Below are 14,139 nucleotides of genomic sequence, written 5' to 3'. Positions count from 1 at the left end.
ATGCTGATAGGTTTTCTTCCGCTGCTTTCTTTCTGTGTTTAAAAAAGGCAGTGAAAAGGGAAGAATAAAAGAAAAAGCTTGGGGGATTTGTAGATGAACAAACAACAATGGACCATCATACTCGCATTTATTTTCGTATTAATTGTCTCAGTATTTGCCGTGATTAATGTACGGCCTGTCGAGGTAGACTACTTATTTGGAACGGCTGAATGGCCGCTGATCCTCGTCATTATCGGTTCTGTTTTAATGGGCGGACTGATTGTGGCATTTGCAGGGATCTTCCAAATTGTGAAACTGAAACGTGAACTAAAGGCATTAAAAGCTGAGCGTGCAGCCGCTGCACCTGCTGCTTCGACGAAAAAGGCAGACAAAGATCTTCAAAAAAAATCGCATGTTACGCCTTTAAAAGAACAGCCAGCATCATTTGACCGGAAGGAAAAATAATCTTCCAGCACAATTTCATAAAATAAAAATTGAAACCCCTCAGGCCACTCTAGTATAATAGTGTGGTTGAGGGGTGAATTTATGTTATTATCCAAAATGCGCTGGGAATATGAACATCCAAGCGAAGAAAAAGTGAAATCACTCTCTGAAAATCTGAATATTTCAGCGCTGACTGCATCGCTTCTCGTAAAAAGAGGACTTGAAGAAGTAGAAGAGGCGAGGTCTTTTTTATTTGATCAAAAAGCCGAATTTCATGATCCATTCTTATTAAAAGGAATGAAAGAAGCAGTAGAGCGCATCAACAAAGCGATCGAAGAGCAGGAATCGATTGTGATCTTCGGAGACTATGATGCAGATGGTGTGACAAGTACGTCTGTACTTTTACATACATTAAAAGAGCGGTCTGCGATAGTAGACTTTTATATTCCAGATCGGTTTAAAGAAGGCTATGGGCCTAATGAACAGGCTTTTCGATATATCAAGGAGCAAGGAGCATCGCTTGTCATCACGGTTGATACAGGCATTGCTGCTGTAAATGAAGCACGTATTGCAAAAGAAATAGGGCTAGACCTGATCATTACAGATCACCATGAACCAAGTGAGGAGCTGCCTGAGGCACTTGCCATTGTCCATCCTAAACAGCCAGGCTGTGAGTATCCCTTTAAAGAACTTGCTGGTGTAGGTGTAGCGTTTAAAGTGGCGCATGCACTTCTTGGGGAGTTGCCAGTTCAGCTGTTAGATCTTGCAGCAATCGGGACAATCGCGGATCTTGTACCGCTTCATGATGAGAATAGATGGCTCGCCAAAAAAGGGCTTATGCAGCTTCGTCAGTCGAATAGACCGGGGCTGAAAGCGTTATTGAAAGAAGCGGGAGCCACTTTAGAAGAAGCGAACGAGGAAACGGTCGGCTTTCAAATTGCGCCAAGGCTGAATGCTGTAGGACGAATTGAACAGGCAGATCCAGCTGTTCACCTTCTTATGACTGACGATAAGGATGAAGCAGAAGAGCTCGCTCGTTTTGTACAGGAACTGAATAAAGAACGACAAAAGATTGTCAGTACGATCACAGAAGAAGCCATTCAAATGGTGGAAGAGGCAGGCGATGACCAGTCTGCGATCGTTGTAGCGAAAGCTGGCTGGAATCCGGGTGTTGTCGGAATTGTTGCCTCTAAATTGACGGATACTTTTTCTCGTCCGGCGATTGTGCTTGGAATAGATGAAGAAACGCAAATGGCAAAAGGATCAGCCCGGAGCATTCCTGGCTTCGATCTATTCTTCCATCTAAGCAAATGCCGTGACATCCTGCCGCATTTCGGCGGGCATCCGATGGCAGCAGGGATGACACTTCGAGCGGATGATGTCGCTTTACTAAGGGAAAGATTAAATCAATATGCCAATGAAACATTGACGGAAGAAGATTTTATTCCCATTCAGCGGGTCGATGCCGTGTGCAAGGTAGACGAATTGACGGTTCAAGCGATTGAAGAAGCGGGGATGCTGTCACCATTTGGTATGTCAAACCCAAAACCGTTCATTATGATTGAAGATGCGAAGCTTGAAGATATCCGAACAATTGGGGCAAATCACAACCATATTAAAATGTCTCTGAAAGACGAAGACAAGCTGCTTGACTGTGTCGGCTTTCACCAAGGGAAATTAAAAGAAGAAATTGTTCCAGGAAGCCGCATTTCCGTGATTGGAGAAATGTCCGTCAATGAATGGAATAACCGGAAAAAGCCCCAGCTAATGCTAAAAGATGCACGAGTTGATGAATGGCAGCTGTTTGATCTGCGCGGGAAAAAGGATTGGGAGAAGAAAGTTTCGACGCTTGATTCAGAAAAATCTTTGATTGTCTGTTTTGAGGAAGCAACAAAACAGAACGTCGATATCCCCATTCATCATGTTCATGCAGAAAATGTATCAACGTTTGATGTACACGGAAAGTATGTGGTCTTTGCGGATGTTCCCGCAGATGAGCAATTGCTGAAGCAGCTTTTAGAAAATCAGAAGCCTGCCAGAATTTATACGGTTTTTCAAAGAGAAGAAGATCATTTTATGTCCTCTTTCCCAAGCCGTGATCAATTCAAATGGTTTTATGGGTTCTTGTTTAAACGGGGAAGTTTTCCTATCAAAGAACAAGGAATGGAGCTTGCCAAACATAGAGGCTGGACAAAAGATACAATCATTTTTATGACAAAGGTGTTTTTTGAACTCGGTTTTGTTAAAATAGAGAATGGTGTGCTGTCAATAGTACTTGATGCCCCTAAAAAAGATTTAACGGCATCAGCGTCCTATACAGCAAAACAACGATTGATGGAACTCGATCAAACACTAACATATTCCTCAGCTAAAGAGCTGAAGGAATGGCTGAATAGCATGATGAGCGAAGTCTCACCTGTGCTTTGACGTACGAGGAGGAAAAGGAAAAGATGGATTTAAAACAATATGTGACAGTTGTACCTGACTACCCAAAGGAAGGTGTACAATTTAAAGATATTACAACCTTAATGGATAAAGGCGAAGTGTACCGTTATGCAACGGATCAGATCGTTGAATACGCGAAGGAAAGAGACATTGATCTCATTGTTGGACCTGAAGCGCGTGGATTCATTATTGGCTGCCCTGTAGCATACGCACTTGGTGTAGGTTTTGCACCGGTTCGTAAAGAAGGAAAGCTTCCTCGTGAAGTCATTAAAGTCGATTACGGCTTGGAATATGGTAAAGATGTATTAACGATTCATAAAGATGCGATTCGTCCTGGTCAGCGTGTCCTGATTACAGATGACTTACTGGCAACTGGTGGAACAATTGAAGCGTCCATCAAGCTTGTAGAGGAATTAGGCGGCGTTGTGGCAGGGATTGCATTTTTGATTGAGCTGACGTATCTGGACGGCAGAAAGAAGCTTGACGGCTACGACATCATGACGTTAATGCAATACTAATGGAGTTTTTCGTAAAAGCACTCAGTGAGAAGGGTGCTTTTTTCCTATCAAAAATCTTTTAGCGGACTTCTTCTCTTTACATCTATCGAATTTTTCTTGATAATAAACTACAATACAGTTTTCATTTAAAAAGGTGATTCCATGGCGAACGAACAAGTTTTAACGGCGCAGCAGGTCATTGACAAGGCAAGAGAATACCTGTCCGCTGAACATATTCAATTTATAGAGCGAGCATATGAATATGCTGAAAATGCACACAAGGAGCAATACCGGAAATCTGGTGAGCCCTATATTATCCATCCAATTCAAGTGGCGGGCATTCTTGTTGACCTTGAAATGGATCCATCAACCATTGCAGGCGGTTTCCTGCACGATGTAGTTGAGGATACAGATGTGACATTACAGGATTTAAAAGAGCATTTTAACGAAGAAGTAGCAATGCTTGTTGATGGTGTCACAAAGCTCGGGAAGATTAAATATAAATCACAAGAAGAACAGCAGGCCGAAAACCATCGAAAAATGTTTGTTGCAATGGCGCAGGATATCCGCGTGATCTTGATTAAGCTGGCAGACCGTCTTCATAACATGAGAACGCTCAAACATCTTCCGCAGGAAAAGCAGCGGAGAATTTCAAATGAAACGCTTGAAATCTTTGCACCGCTTGCGCACAGATTAGGGATTTCAAAGATTAAGTGGGAGCTTGAAGATACGGCACTCCGCTATTTAAATCCGCAACAATATTACCGAATTGTGAATCTGATGAAGCGTAAACGAGCGGAACGTGAGGAATACTTGGACGAGGTTGTCAATGAAGTGAAAGACCGCGTGTCTGAGGTGAACATCAAGGCTGAATTTTCCGGAAGACCAAAACATATTTATAGCATTTATCGCAAAATGGTCTTGCAAAATAAGCAGTTTAATGAAATTTATGATCTGCTTGCCGTTCGTATTTTGGTCGACAGCATTAAAGACTGTTATGCGGTGCTCGGTATTATCCATACATGCTGGAAACCGATGCCAGGCAGATTTAAGGATTATATTGCGATGCCAAAGCCGAACATGTACCAATCTCTTCATACAACGGTGATTGGGCCAAAAGGTGATCCGCTTGAAGTTCAGATCCGTACAGTGGAAATGCATGAAATTGCAGAATATGGGATTGCGGCACACTGGGCATATAAAGAAGGCAAAGAGTCAGCAGAATCAACGGAAGAAGCGGTCTTCCAAAAGAAGCTTTCTTGGTTTAGAGAAATTCTTGAATTCCAAAACGAATCCACAGATGCAGAAGAATTTATGGAATCGTTAAAAATCGATCTCTTCTCTGATATGGTGTTTGTGTTTACACCAAAAGGAGACGTCATTGAACTGCCGTCGGGCTCAGTTCCGATTGATTTCTCTTACCGAATTCACTCGGAAATTGGGAATAAAACGATCGGTGCCAAGGTCAATGGCAAAATGGTCACACTCGATCACAAACTAAAAACAGGTGACATTATTGAAATTCTGACATCAAAGCACAGCTATGGGCCAAGTCAGGATTGGGTCAAGCTTGCCCAAACCTCCCAAGCGAAGCACAAGATCAGACAGTTTTTCAAAAAACAGCGCCGTGAAGAAAATGTCGAAAAAGGCCGAGAGCTCGTAGAAAAAGAAATCAAAAACCTTGAGTTTGATGTCAAAGACATTCTGACCGCTGAAAACCTGCAAAAAGTGGCTGACAAATTTAATTTTTCAAACGAAGAGGACATGTATGCAGCTGTTGGATATAACGGCATTACTGCACTACAAGTCGCCAATCGTTTAACGGAAAAAGAAAGAAAACAAAGAGATCAAGAAGAGCAAGAGAAAACCGTTCAAGAAGTGACGGTGGAACCAAAGACGTATCACGGGAAAAAACGGGAAGCTGGCGTAAGGGTCAAAGGGATTGATAACCTGCTTGTCCGCTTATCTAAGTGCTGTAACCCTGTTCCTGGCGATAGCATTGTCGGCTTTATTACGAAGGGCCGAGGCGTATCTGTTCACCGTGAGGACTGTCCGAACGTGAAGACAGGAGAAGCACAGGAGCGGTTAATTCCGGTCGAGTGGGAGCATGAGCAGCCTGCTCAAAACCGTAAAGAATACAATGTGGAAATTGAAATATTAGGATATGATCGACGCGGCTTACTCAATGAGGTGCTTCAAGCAGTTAATGAAACCAAAACGAACATCTCCTCTGTTTCTGGGAAGTCTGATCGTAACAAAGTGGCGACGATCCATATGGCGATCTTTATCCAAAATATTAATCATTTGCACAAAGTAGTCGAGCGCATTAAACAAATCAAAGACATTTACTCTGTTCGCCGATTCATGAATTAGAAAGGAAGTATATCGTCTATGAGGCTTGTTGTGCAGCGTGTGACAAATGCGTCTGTGAAGGTAGAAGAAGAGATCACAGGTGCCATCAGCGATGGATATATGGTGCTTGTTGGTGTCACACACGAAGATACAGAAGAAGATGTGCTTTACTTAGCTGAAAAACTTGCACATTTACGTATTTTTGAAGATGAAAATGGGAAAATGAATCGTTCATTATTGGACATAAAAGGAAGCGTTCTGTCTGTGTCGCAATTTACCCTTTATGGTGATACGAGAAAGGGCAGACGGCCGAATTTTATGAAAGCCGCCAAGCCGGATGCAGCCAATTCGCTTTACGAATGTTTCAATAAAACCCTTAGAGAAAAAGGCATCCATGTTGAAACTGGCCGTTTTGGTGCGATGATGGACGTGTCATTGACCAATTCAGGACCAGTCACGATCTTGATGGACAGCAAAGAATAGATTCTCTTTAGACTGTAGATGAACTCATGCGGGAGTTTGTTTAGAGTCTTTTTCTTTTGTGGTCAAACAAAAAAAGAGGCGCAGAGGCCTCTTTCTTTTTAACGGAAATATTGTTTTAATCCTTCAGTCATTCCTTCTGTGACTCGTTCTTGGTAAGAGGCGCTATAAATGATCGCTTCCTCCTGAGGATTGCTTAAATACCCGAGTTCATATAAAAGGGAAGGGCGTTTGTTTTCTCTTAAAACAAAGTAATCTCCGAATTTGACACCCTTATCAGGGATTTGAGAGCGTTTTGCGACTTCGGAATGAACGCTTGACGCTAATTGCTGATCTTTTGCTGCGTGATAATAATACGCAGTACTTCCTCTAACACTTTGGTCCATAAAACTATCATAATGAAGACTAATAAATGCATCTGCATTTCGGTAATGAGATGTCGCCACCCTCGATTGAAGGCTGATAAATGTATCGTCACTTCTAGTTAAATATACATTTGCACCAGAAGCTCTTAATTTGCCTGCTAGTAAATTGGCGGTTTTGATGGTGATGTTCTTTTCAAAAGCACCGTCTGCGCCAATTGTGCCGCTGTCTTTTCCGCCATGACCAGGGTCAAGAACAATCGTTTTTCCTTTTAAAGAACCAGTCCCAGACGATGAATCCTGCTGAGGTCTTGGCGCTTCGCTGCTATTTTTCTTCGTTTGAACGACCCAGCTCGCTACATAGCCAGTCCCGCCGTTTGATAGTGTCACCTCGTACCAGTCACCTTGCGTCCGAACAATGTGATAGGCAGCTCCTTTTGTTGCTCTTTCTGCAATCCCAGCAGAGGTAGAAGCGCTTTTTCGAATGTTGGTGCCGTCATAGACAATGTACGCTTTTTGCTCAGAAGCCGAAGAGGATGAACTCTTTTCAGGTGCAGAGCCTGCTCCTTTGCCTGTGACAATGTAATAGCTTGCAACCCAGCCTTTTACGCCTTTCCCCTCAATTTCATACCAGCCGTTCTGCTCTCGCAAAATGGTGATCTGTGTGTTGCGGGCAAGTGAAGCGATGACTTGTGCATTTGGTGCCGCGGATTGCCTCACATTCAAGCTCGATACGCCAACTGTGCCTGTCTGGTTAGAGCGAGAAGACCCACCGGAGCTTGATTGAGAAGTTTTCTGCCCCCCTGAAATATAATCAGAGTGAACCCAGCCTTCTGCTTGTTTATAAGAAATTTTCGTCCATTCGCCGCTTGTCTCGAGCTTTTTAGCGGAAGCGCCTTGCGGGAAAGTACCAATCACTTGATAGGAAGTCCCAGGGCCTGTCCGGATGCGAAGGTCGGAAGCTGTCGATGTAATGGTACTGCCTCCAGCCGTGCTTTGACTTTGCGCCTTTGGTTTCTCTGTTTTTTGAGCGCCGGATGATGTGGTGATCAGCCATGAGACGACCCAGCCTTTTTGTCCGTTTGATAATTGGATCTGCACCCATTCTCCTTGTTCAGTGAGAATAGGATAACTTTCGCCGCGTTTTACAACAGCTGCGATTCCATAGCTTAAACCAGGGCCCGTCCTCACATTGATTTCATCTGTTGCGACCACAGCTTGATCTGTTTGTGCTGTAGCATGTGTCATAGGCAAAGAACTCGCGATGAGAACAAAACAAGTAAGCAGCATCATCATTTGATTGTGTTTTTTCAGATTCAAAACGGTGTTTTCCCCTCCCTTGTAAAACCGATGAATGTTAATTCGTTATGTAGTGGATGAATTCCTTGCAGTTTCCCTAATAAAAATGAATCAATCTGTTTATACTAAATAAAAATGTGATAAAAGGATGTACAAACATGAGATTAAGCAGAAAATTAGGACGAGTGCAATATAATGGACATCGTGATATCGACCGCTGGCAGCATGACGAAATGGATCAGCCAGGCTTCCTTGAAGAAACCGCATCTGAATACGGATGTACGTCAAAAGAAGAGCTGGAAAAGAAAAAGAGGCACGGCAAGGGTTGACAGAGTGGCAGCACCGACCTTATTATAATATAAATCAACACACTTGAAAATTTAAAATGTGGAACTGATGATAGAGAATAGTAGGGTAAATTGCGTGAGCAGAGAGGAATCGCCTTAGGCTGAAAGCGAATCCGCATGGCATTTATCACGAAAGAACACTCTGTAGGTTTCCTGCTGAACGCTCGAAAAATGAGTCAATAGGCGGAGAACGTGAATCTGCGTTAAGGATTTGAGCGGGAACATGCTTGATCATGTTCCAACTAGGGTGGCACCACGGGTATAACTCTCGTCCCTACTATACACATAGTAGAGGCGGGGGTTTTTTATATGTCCACATAAAAAATGAATGATGGTCGTAGGAGGACGAAAAATGAGCTTTAATATTCCAAGAGGCACACAGGATATTTTACCTGGAGAGTCAGAACGCTGGCAGTATGTTGAACAAATTGCGAGAGATACATGTGCAGCCTTTCAATACAAAGAAATCCGCACACCGATTTTTGAGCATACAGAGCTGTTTGCACGGGGAGTAGGCGAATCAACTGATATCGTTCAAAAAGAGATGTACACATTTGAAGATAAAAAAGGACGTAGCATCACACTCCGTCCAGAGGGAACAGCTTCAACCGTCCGTTCTTATGTTGAAAATAAATTGTTTGCACAGCCGGCTCAGCCAACTAAGCTGTATTACATCGGACCAATGTTCCGCTATGAACGTCCGCAAACAGGAAGATATCGTCAATTTTATCAATTTGGAATCGAAGCGATTGGTTCCAAAGATCCTGCCATTGATGCAGAGGTCATTTCACTTGCGATGAGTGTGTATGAGAAAGCAGGCCTTTCTAACTTAAAACTCGTCATTAACAGCCTTGGTGACAAAGAGAGCCGTGCAGACTACCGCACAGCACTGGTCAAGCACTTTGAGCCAAGAATTGAGGAATTCTGTCACGACTGTCAAACTCGTTTACATCAAAATCCGCTGCGCATTCTTGATTGTAAAAAGGATCGTGATCATGAACTGATGACAACGGCTCCATCCATTCAAGATTACTTAAATGAAGAATCACGGACGTATTTTGAAAAGGTCAAACAATACTTATCAGATATAGGCATTGAGTATGTCGTCGATCCAAATTTAGTGCGCGGTCTTGATTACTACAATCACACAGCATTTGAGATCATGAGTAATGCAGAAGGCTTTGGTGCGATTACAACATTAGCCGGCGGCGGCCGTTATGATGGACTCGTTGAAGGAATTGGCGGTCCTGAATCACCAGGGATCGGATTTGCGATGAGTATTGAGCGTTTCCTATCAGCGATCGATGCTGAAGGAATTGAGCTTCCTCTGCAAGATGGTATTGATTTATACATTGCTGCTCTCGGAGATGAAGCGAAGGATTATTCTGTTTCATTATTAAACCGTCTGAGAAAAGAAGGTATCTCAAGTGAAATGGACTATACAGGGAAGAAACTAAAAGGACAATTTAAAGCAGCTGATCGTTTAAAAGCCAAATTTATTGCAGTTCTTGGTGAAGATGAACTTGCACAGCAAATTGTGAATGTGAAAGATACAACTACGGGTGAACAAATTGAAGTGAAGCTTGATGAGCTGATTCAAATGTTGAAGGCCCACCAGAAAGCGTAAAGAAGGAGTGGAATGTTCGTGTTTGGTAGAACTTTTTATTGTGGAGAAGTAACAGAAGACCAAATCGGTCAGTCAGTTGTATTAAAAGGATGGGTTCAAAAAAGGCGTGACCTAGGCGGTTTAATCTTTATTGATTTGCGTGACCGTTCAGGGATTGTACAAGTTGTCTTCAATCCAGACTTATCAAAAGAGGCGCTTGAGACAGCAGAATCAATTCGTAACGAATATGTCCTTGATATTAAAGGAACGGTTGTCGCAAGAGAAGAAGCAACGATCAACCCAAATTTAAAAACGGGCAAAATTGAAATTCAAGTCGAAACGGTCACCGTTTTAAATGAAGCGAAGACTCCTCCATTTGTGATTTCAGATCAAGCAGACGAGGTATCAGAAGATGTTCGTTTAAAATATCGTTACCTGGATCTTCGCCGCCCTGCAATGTTTGAAACAATGAAAATGCGACATGAAGTCACAAAAGCATTCCGCCATTTCTTAGACGACAACGGCTTTCTAGACATTGAAACACCAATTTTAACGAAAAGTACCCCAGAAGGTGCGCGTGACTATCTTGTTCCAAGCCGTGTACACGAGGGAGAATTTTATGCACTGCCTCAATCTCCGCAATTATTTAAACAATTGCTGATGGTTTCTGGCATGGACCGTTATTATCAAATTGCCCGCTGTTTTAGAGATGAAGACTTGCGTGCTGACCGTCAGCCGGAATTCACACAAGTCGATATTGAAATGTCCTTTATGAGTCAAGAGGACATCATGACGCTTGCTGAAGAGATGATGGCGAAGGTAATGAAAGATGTCAAAGGTGTAGACCTTACATTGCCATTACCTCGTATGACATACGATGAAGCCATGAATTCCTATGGCTCTGATAAACCGGATACACGTTTTGAGATGAAGCTGGTTAACATTTCAGATACGGTAAAAGACTCCGATTTCAAAGTGTTTAGTGGCGCTGTGAAAAATGGTGGAGCTGTGAAAGCCATCAATGTAAAAGGGGCTGCATCGAACTATTCAAGAAAAGACATTGATGCACTTGGTGCATTTGCAGCGAACTACGGTGCAAAAGGTCTAGCTTGGCTAAAAGCAGAAGGGACTGAATTAAAAGGTCCGATCGCTAAATTCTTTGATGATGCAAAGCAAGCTGAATTAAAAGAACAGCTGCAAGTTGAAGAAGGCGACCTGTTACTCTTTGTCGCAGATAAGACGTCTGTTGTTCATGATGCACTTGGTGCACTTCGTTTAAAACTTGGTAAAGAGCTTGAACTGATCGATGAGTCTGTATTCAATTTCTTATGGGTTGTCGATTGGCCGCTGCTTGAAAAGGATGAAGAAGAAGGCCGCTTCTATGCTGCCCATCATCCATTCACAATGCCAGTTCGCGATGATCTTGAATTAATTGAAACAAGCCCAGAAGACATGAAGGCACAGGCTTACGATCTTGTGCTGAATGGCTACGAGCTTGGCGGAGGTTCTATTCGTATTTTTGAAAAGGACATTCAAGAAAAAATGTTTGGCTTACTTGGTTTTTCAAAAGAAGAGGCCTACGAACAATTCGGCTTCCTTCTGGATGCGTTTGAGCATGGTGTTCCTCCGCATGGCGGAATCGCGCTTGGGCTTGATCGTTTAGTGATGCTGCTTGCAGGCCGCTCTAACTTAAGGGATACGATTGCATTCCCGAAAACGGCAAGTGCGAGCTGCGTTCTCACAGATGCCCCTGGCCATGTGAGCGAGGCGCAGCTTGATGAGCTGAGTTTAGCGATTAAAACAAAAGTAAAACAGTAAAATAGGCGCATGTTTATAGGTATGTAAACGCTTGAAAAAGAAATATGCCTATGATATGCTTTCATCAATCAATAAATAAAGTCCTGATACGTACGGTGGTTACCTAGTTTTGACCGAACATTTTTTTATACGGGAGCTTGCCTTTCCTTTCTGCATAAATGCCTCATTAGAGGACTTATAAAGTCAGGAAGAAAGCACCCACCTGCATGGTGCGGGGTTCAAAACGAAGGAAATGCTGGCGGCGTCATCGGGACTTTTTTGTGTTTTTTTCTTTTAGAGAAGGATGACGGAGAAGTCTGAATATGATATGATTCTTTCGATTCATTTTAAATAAAGGTGGAGTGAGGCACTTGTTACATCAGTTTTCAAGAAACGAGCTTGCCATTGGCAAGGAAGGCTTAAATATACTAAAAAACAGTACAGTTGCAGTGCTTGGTGTGGGCGGCGTTGGTTCATTCGCAGTAGAGGCGCTCGCTCGTTCCGGCGTTGGCCGTATTGTTCTTGTTGATAAAGATGATATTGATATTACAAATGTAAACCGTCAGCTTCCAGCATTGCTATCAACAGTTGGCCAGCCAAAGGTTGACTTAATGCAGGCGAGAATCGCTGATATTAATCCAGAATGTGAAGTTGTTGCGCTTAAGATGTTTTATACAGAGGAAACATACGAGCAATTTTTTGAGTATCCGCTTGATTATGTCATTGATGCCTCAGATACCATTCACTATAAAATTCATTTAATGAAAGAGTGTCTGAACCGCGGTGTGAACATCATTTCAAGTATGGGAGCTGCGAATAAAACAGATCCGACACGCTTCAAAATCGATGATATTTCAAAAACACATACCGATCCTATTGCAAAAGTCGTGAGAACACGTCTGCGTAAGGAAGGGATTCGTAAAGGAATTGAAGTCATTTTCTCTGACGAAAGTCCGATTGTCATTCGCGAAGATGTCAGAAAAGAAGTTGGAAATGATGAAGCGAAGATTCGCAAGGCGCAAATGCCGCCATCATCCAATGCGTTCGTTCCGTCTGTTGCCGGACTGATCATGGGTGGTCATGTCATTATGAAGCTTTTAAAGGATATTCCGATTACACGTGTGAAGGATAAATAAACAGCCCGCCTGCTAATATGCAGGGGGCTTTTTTTATTTTTGGCGTTTTAAATTTTCATAGACCTGTTTCAATGCACCTTCAAATTTTCCGGTTTGCTTCGGTACATAGTATTGCTTGTTTTTCAGCGGATCAGGTAAATATTGCTGCTTCACCCAGCCGTTCTCGTAATCATGTGGGTATAAGTAATCGACACCTCTTCCGAGTGATGTGGCGCCTTTGTAGTGTGCATCCTTTAAATGGACTGGAACTTCACCAATTTTCCCTGTACGAATGTCACCAAGTGCCGCATCAATCGCCTTATATGCCGAATTGGACTTAGGAGAAAGACACAGTTCAATGACTGCGTTCGCCAGCGGAATCCGTGCTTCTGGGAAACCGACTCTTTCTGCTGTTTGTACTGCGCTTAACACGCGGGGGCCTGCCTGCGGACTGGCTAAGCCAATGTCCTCGTAAGCCATCACGAGTAATCTTCTTGAAATGCTTTCAAGGTCTCCTGCTTCGATCAATCTGGCAAGGTAATGCAGCGCAGCATCTGTATCAGATCCTCTAATGGATTTTTGAAAAGCCGAGAGGACATCATAATGAGCATCACCATTCTTGTCATGTGAGAAGCTCTTTTTTTGTAAGCATTCTTCTGCTGCGGCAAGAGTAATTTTGATATGCCCGGTCTCATCAGGTTTTGTCGATAAGACAGCGAGTTCTAGTGCATTTAAAGCAGAACGCACGTCTCCTCCGCATCCATTGGCAAAATGATTCATCGCTTCATCGTCCACGGTCACCTCATAACCGCCAAGCCCGCGATGCTCATCCTGTAAGGCTCTTGTTAACGCAGCTTTGATTTGCTCTGTTTCAAGCGGCTTCAGCTCGAATATTTGTGTCCGGCTTCGGATGGCGGGATTGATCGCATGATAGGGATTAGCCGTCGTTGCGCCAATTAAAATGATCATGCCATTTTCTAAATAAGGAAGGAGAAAATCCTGCTTTCCTTTATCAAGCCGGTGGACTTCGTCTAAAATAAGGATCACCTGTCCGCTCATTTTCGCTTCAGCGGCGACAGCTTCCATATCCTTTTTGTTATGAATGACCGCATTTAATGTACGAAAAGCAATGCTTGTACTGCCAGCAATTGCGGTCGCAATCGATGTTTTGCCGATACCCGGCGGTCCGTATAAAATCATCGAGGATAAATGCTTTGCCTCGACCATTCGTCTAATAATTTGACCTTCTCCAACAAGATGCTCCTGCCCAATAATGTCTTCAATATGACTTGGGCGCATCCGGTACGCTAAAGGTTTCATAATTATCTCTCCTAAAGCAATGTCTTGTTTGTATAGAGTACCGAAATTTCTTCAAATAGAAAAGGGATGCGTCCTTCTATTATGCTCAGTACCCGT

Annotated in this window: 11 protein-coding genes, 1 other RNA gene and 1 other annotated feature; of the genes, 10 read left to right on the top strand and 2 right to left on the bottom strand. The window is 43.0% G+C overall.

All coding sequences use genetic code 11. The features are described 5' to 3' along the window. Positions 1-93 precede the first annotated feature (93 nt). From MHI46_RS12510 to dtd, 5 genes are all read left to right on the top strand, one after another. Positions 94-444: a lipopolysaccharide assembly protein LapA domain-containing protein gene (locus MHI46_RS12510; protein ID WP_039180309.1), complete on the top strand. Its 351-nt coding sequence runs from the start codon at positions 94-96 to the stop codon at positions 442-444. An 81-nt stretch (positions 445-525) separates the two neighbouring features. Continuing rightward, positions 526-2,850 carry a single-stranded-DNA-specific exonuclease RecJ gene (gene recJ / locus MHI46_RS12505; protein WP_342502836.1) on the top strand — a complete coding sequence of 775 codons (2,325 nt, stop codon included), beginning with the start codon at positions 526-528 and terminating at the stop codon, positions 2,848-2,850. A gap of 23 nt (positions 2,851-2,873) precedes the next feature. Continuing rightward, positions 2,874-3,386 (top strand): adenine phosphoribosyltransferase, encoded by a 513-nt coding sequence (locus tag MHI46_RS12500; protein WP_024423133.1) that lies wholly within the window; start codon positions 2,874-2,876, stop codon positions 3,384-3,386. 141 nt (positions 3,387-3,527) lie between these two features. After that, positions 3,528-5,738, top strand: a complete 2,211-nt coding sequence (locus MHI46_RS12495; protein WP_024427858.1) for a bifunctional (p)ppGpp synthetase/guanosine-3',5'-bis(diphosphate) 3'-pyrophosphohydrolase — start codon at positions 3,528-3,530, stop codon at positions 5,736-5,738. A gap of 18 nt (positions 5,739-5,756) precedes the next feature. Further along, positions 5,757-6,200 (top strand): D-aminoacyl-tRNA deacylase, encoded by a 444-nt coding sequence (dtd, locus tag MHI46_RS12490; RefSeq protein ID WP_059374662.1) that lies wholly within the window; start codon positions 5,757-5,759, stop codon positions 6,198-6,200. A 98-nt stretch (positions 6,201-6,298) separates the two neighbouring features. Here the strand turns inward: dtd and MHI46_RS12485 are convergent, their stop codons facing one another. Then, positions 6,299-7,879, bottom strand: a complete 1,581-nt coding sequence (locus tag MHI46_RS12485) for an SH3 domain-containing protein (RefSeq protein ID WP_342502835.1) — start codon at positions 7,877-7,879, stop codon at positions 6,299-6,301. Between the two features lie 137 nt (positions 7,880-8,016). Between MHI46_RS12485 and MHI46_RS12480 the strand changes: the two genes are divergently transcribed. The 5 genes from MHI46_RS12480 (at position 8,017) to MHI46_RS12460 (ending at position 12,744) form a co-directional block, all read left to right on the top strand. Further along, on the top strand, positions 8,017-8,187 hold the full coding sequence (locus MHI46_RS12480) for a YrzK family protein (protein ID WP_003216250.1): 171 nt from the start codon (positions 8,017-8,019) through the stop codon (positions 8,185-8,187). 58 nt (positions 8,188-8,245) lie between these two features. Then, positions 8,246-8,484 (top strand) — a binding site (T-box leader). A gap of 73 nt (positions 8,485-8,557) precedes the next feature. Beyond that, complete coding sequence (gene hisS / locus MHI46_RS12475) at positions 8,558-9,832, top strand: histidine--tRNA ligase (protein ID WP_024423129.1); 1,275 nt, start codon at positions 8,558-8,560, stop codon at positions 9,830-9,832. A gap of 18 nt (positions 9,833-9,850) precedes the next feature. Next, a complete protein-coding gene (gene aspS, locus MHI46_RS12470; RefSeq protein WP_099663571.1) occupies positions 9,851-11,629 on the top strand; it encodes an aspartate--tRNA ligase in 1,779 nt (592 codons plus the stop codon). Positions 11,630-11,706: 77 nt separating this feature from the next. Further along, positions 11,707-11,887: non-coding RNA, 6S RNA (ssrS, locus tag MHI46_RS12465), on the top strand. 92 nt (positions 11,888-11,979) lie between these two features. Further along, a complete protein-coding gene (locus MHI46_RS12460) occupies positions 11,980-12,744 on the top strand; it encodes a tRNA threonylcarbamoyladenosine dehydratase (RefSeq protein ID WP_039180291.1) in 765 nt (254 codons plus the stop codon). A gap of 33 nt (positions 12,745-12,777) precedes the next feature. Here the strand turns inward: MHI46_RS12460 and MHI46_RS12455 are convergent, their stop codons facing one another. After that, positions 12,778-14,043: a replication-associated recombination protein A gene (locus tag MHI46_RS12455; RefSeq protein ID WP_342502834.1), complete on the bottom strand. Its 1,266-nt coding sequence runs from the start codon at positions 14,041-14,043 to the stop codon at positions 12,778-12,780. Positions 14,044-14,139 lie beyond the last annotated feature (96 nt).

This window comes from Bacillus sp. FSL K6-1000, from assembly GCF_038630785.1.
In the GTDB taxonomy this organism is placed as follows: Bacteria; Bacillota; Bacilli; order Bacillales; family Bacillaceae; genus Bacillus; species Bacillus safensis.
The sequence above is the reverse complement of the archived record's forward strand: the minus strand, read 5'-3'. Positions and strand labels throughout refer to the sequence as shown.

Bases quoted from the DNA above. Each gene is read 5' to 3' on its own strand.
- MHI46_RS12510 (WP_039180309.1), top strand. From the start codon at position 94: ATGAACAAACAACAATGGACCATCATACTCGCATTTATTTTCGTATTA.
- recJ (WP_342502836.1), top strand. From the start codon at position 526: ATGTTATTATCCAAAATGCGCTGGGAATATGAACATCCAAGCGAAGAA.
- MHI46_RS12500 (WP_024423133.1), top strand. From the start codon at position 2,874: ATGGATTTAAAACAATATGTGACAGTTGTACCTGACTACCCAAAGGAA.
- MHI46_RS12495 (WP_024427858.1), top strand. From the start codon at position 3,528: ATGGCGAACGAACAAGTTTTAACGGCGCAGCAGGTCATTGACAAGGCA.
- dtd (WP_059374662.1), top strand. From the start codon at position 5,757: ATGAGGCTTGTTGTGCAGCGTGTGACAAATGCGTCTGTGAAGGTAGAA.
- MHI46_RS12480 (WP_003216250.1), top strand. From the start codon at position 8,017: ATGAGATTAAGCAGAAAATTAGGACGAGTGCAATATAATGGACATCGT.
- hisS (WP_024423129.1), top strand. From the start codon at position 8,558: ATGAGCTTTAATATTCCAAGAGGCACACAGGATATTTTACCTGGAGAG.
- MHI46_RS12455 (WP_342502834.1), bottom strand. From the start codon at position 14,043: ATGAAACCTTTAGCGTACCGGATGCGCCCAAGTCATATTGAAGACATT.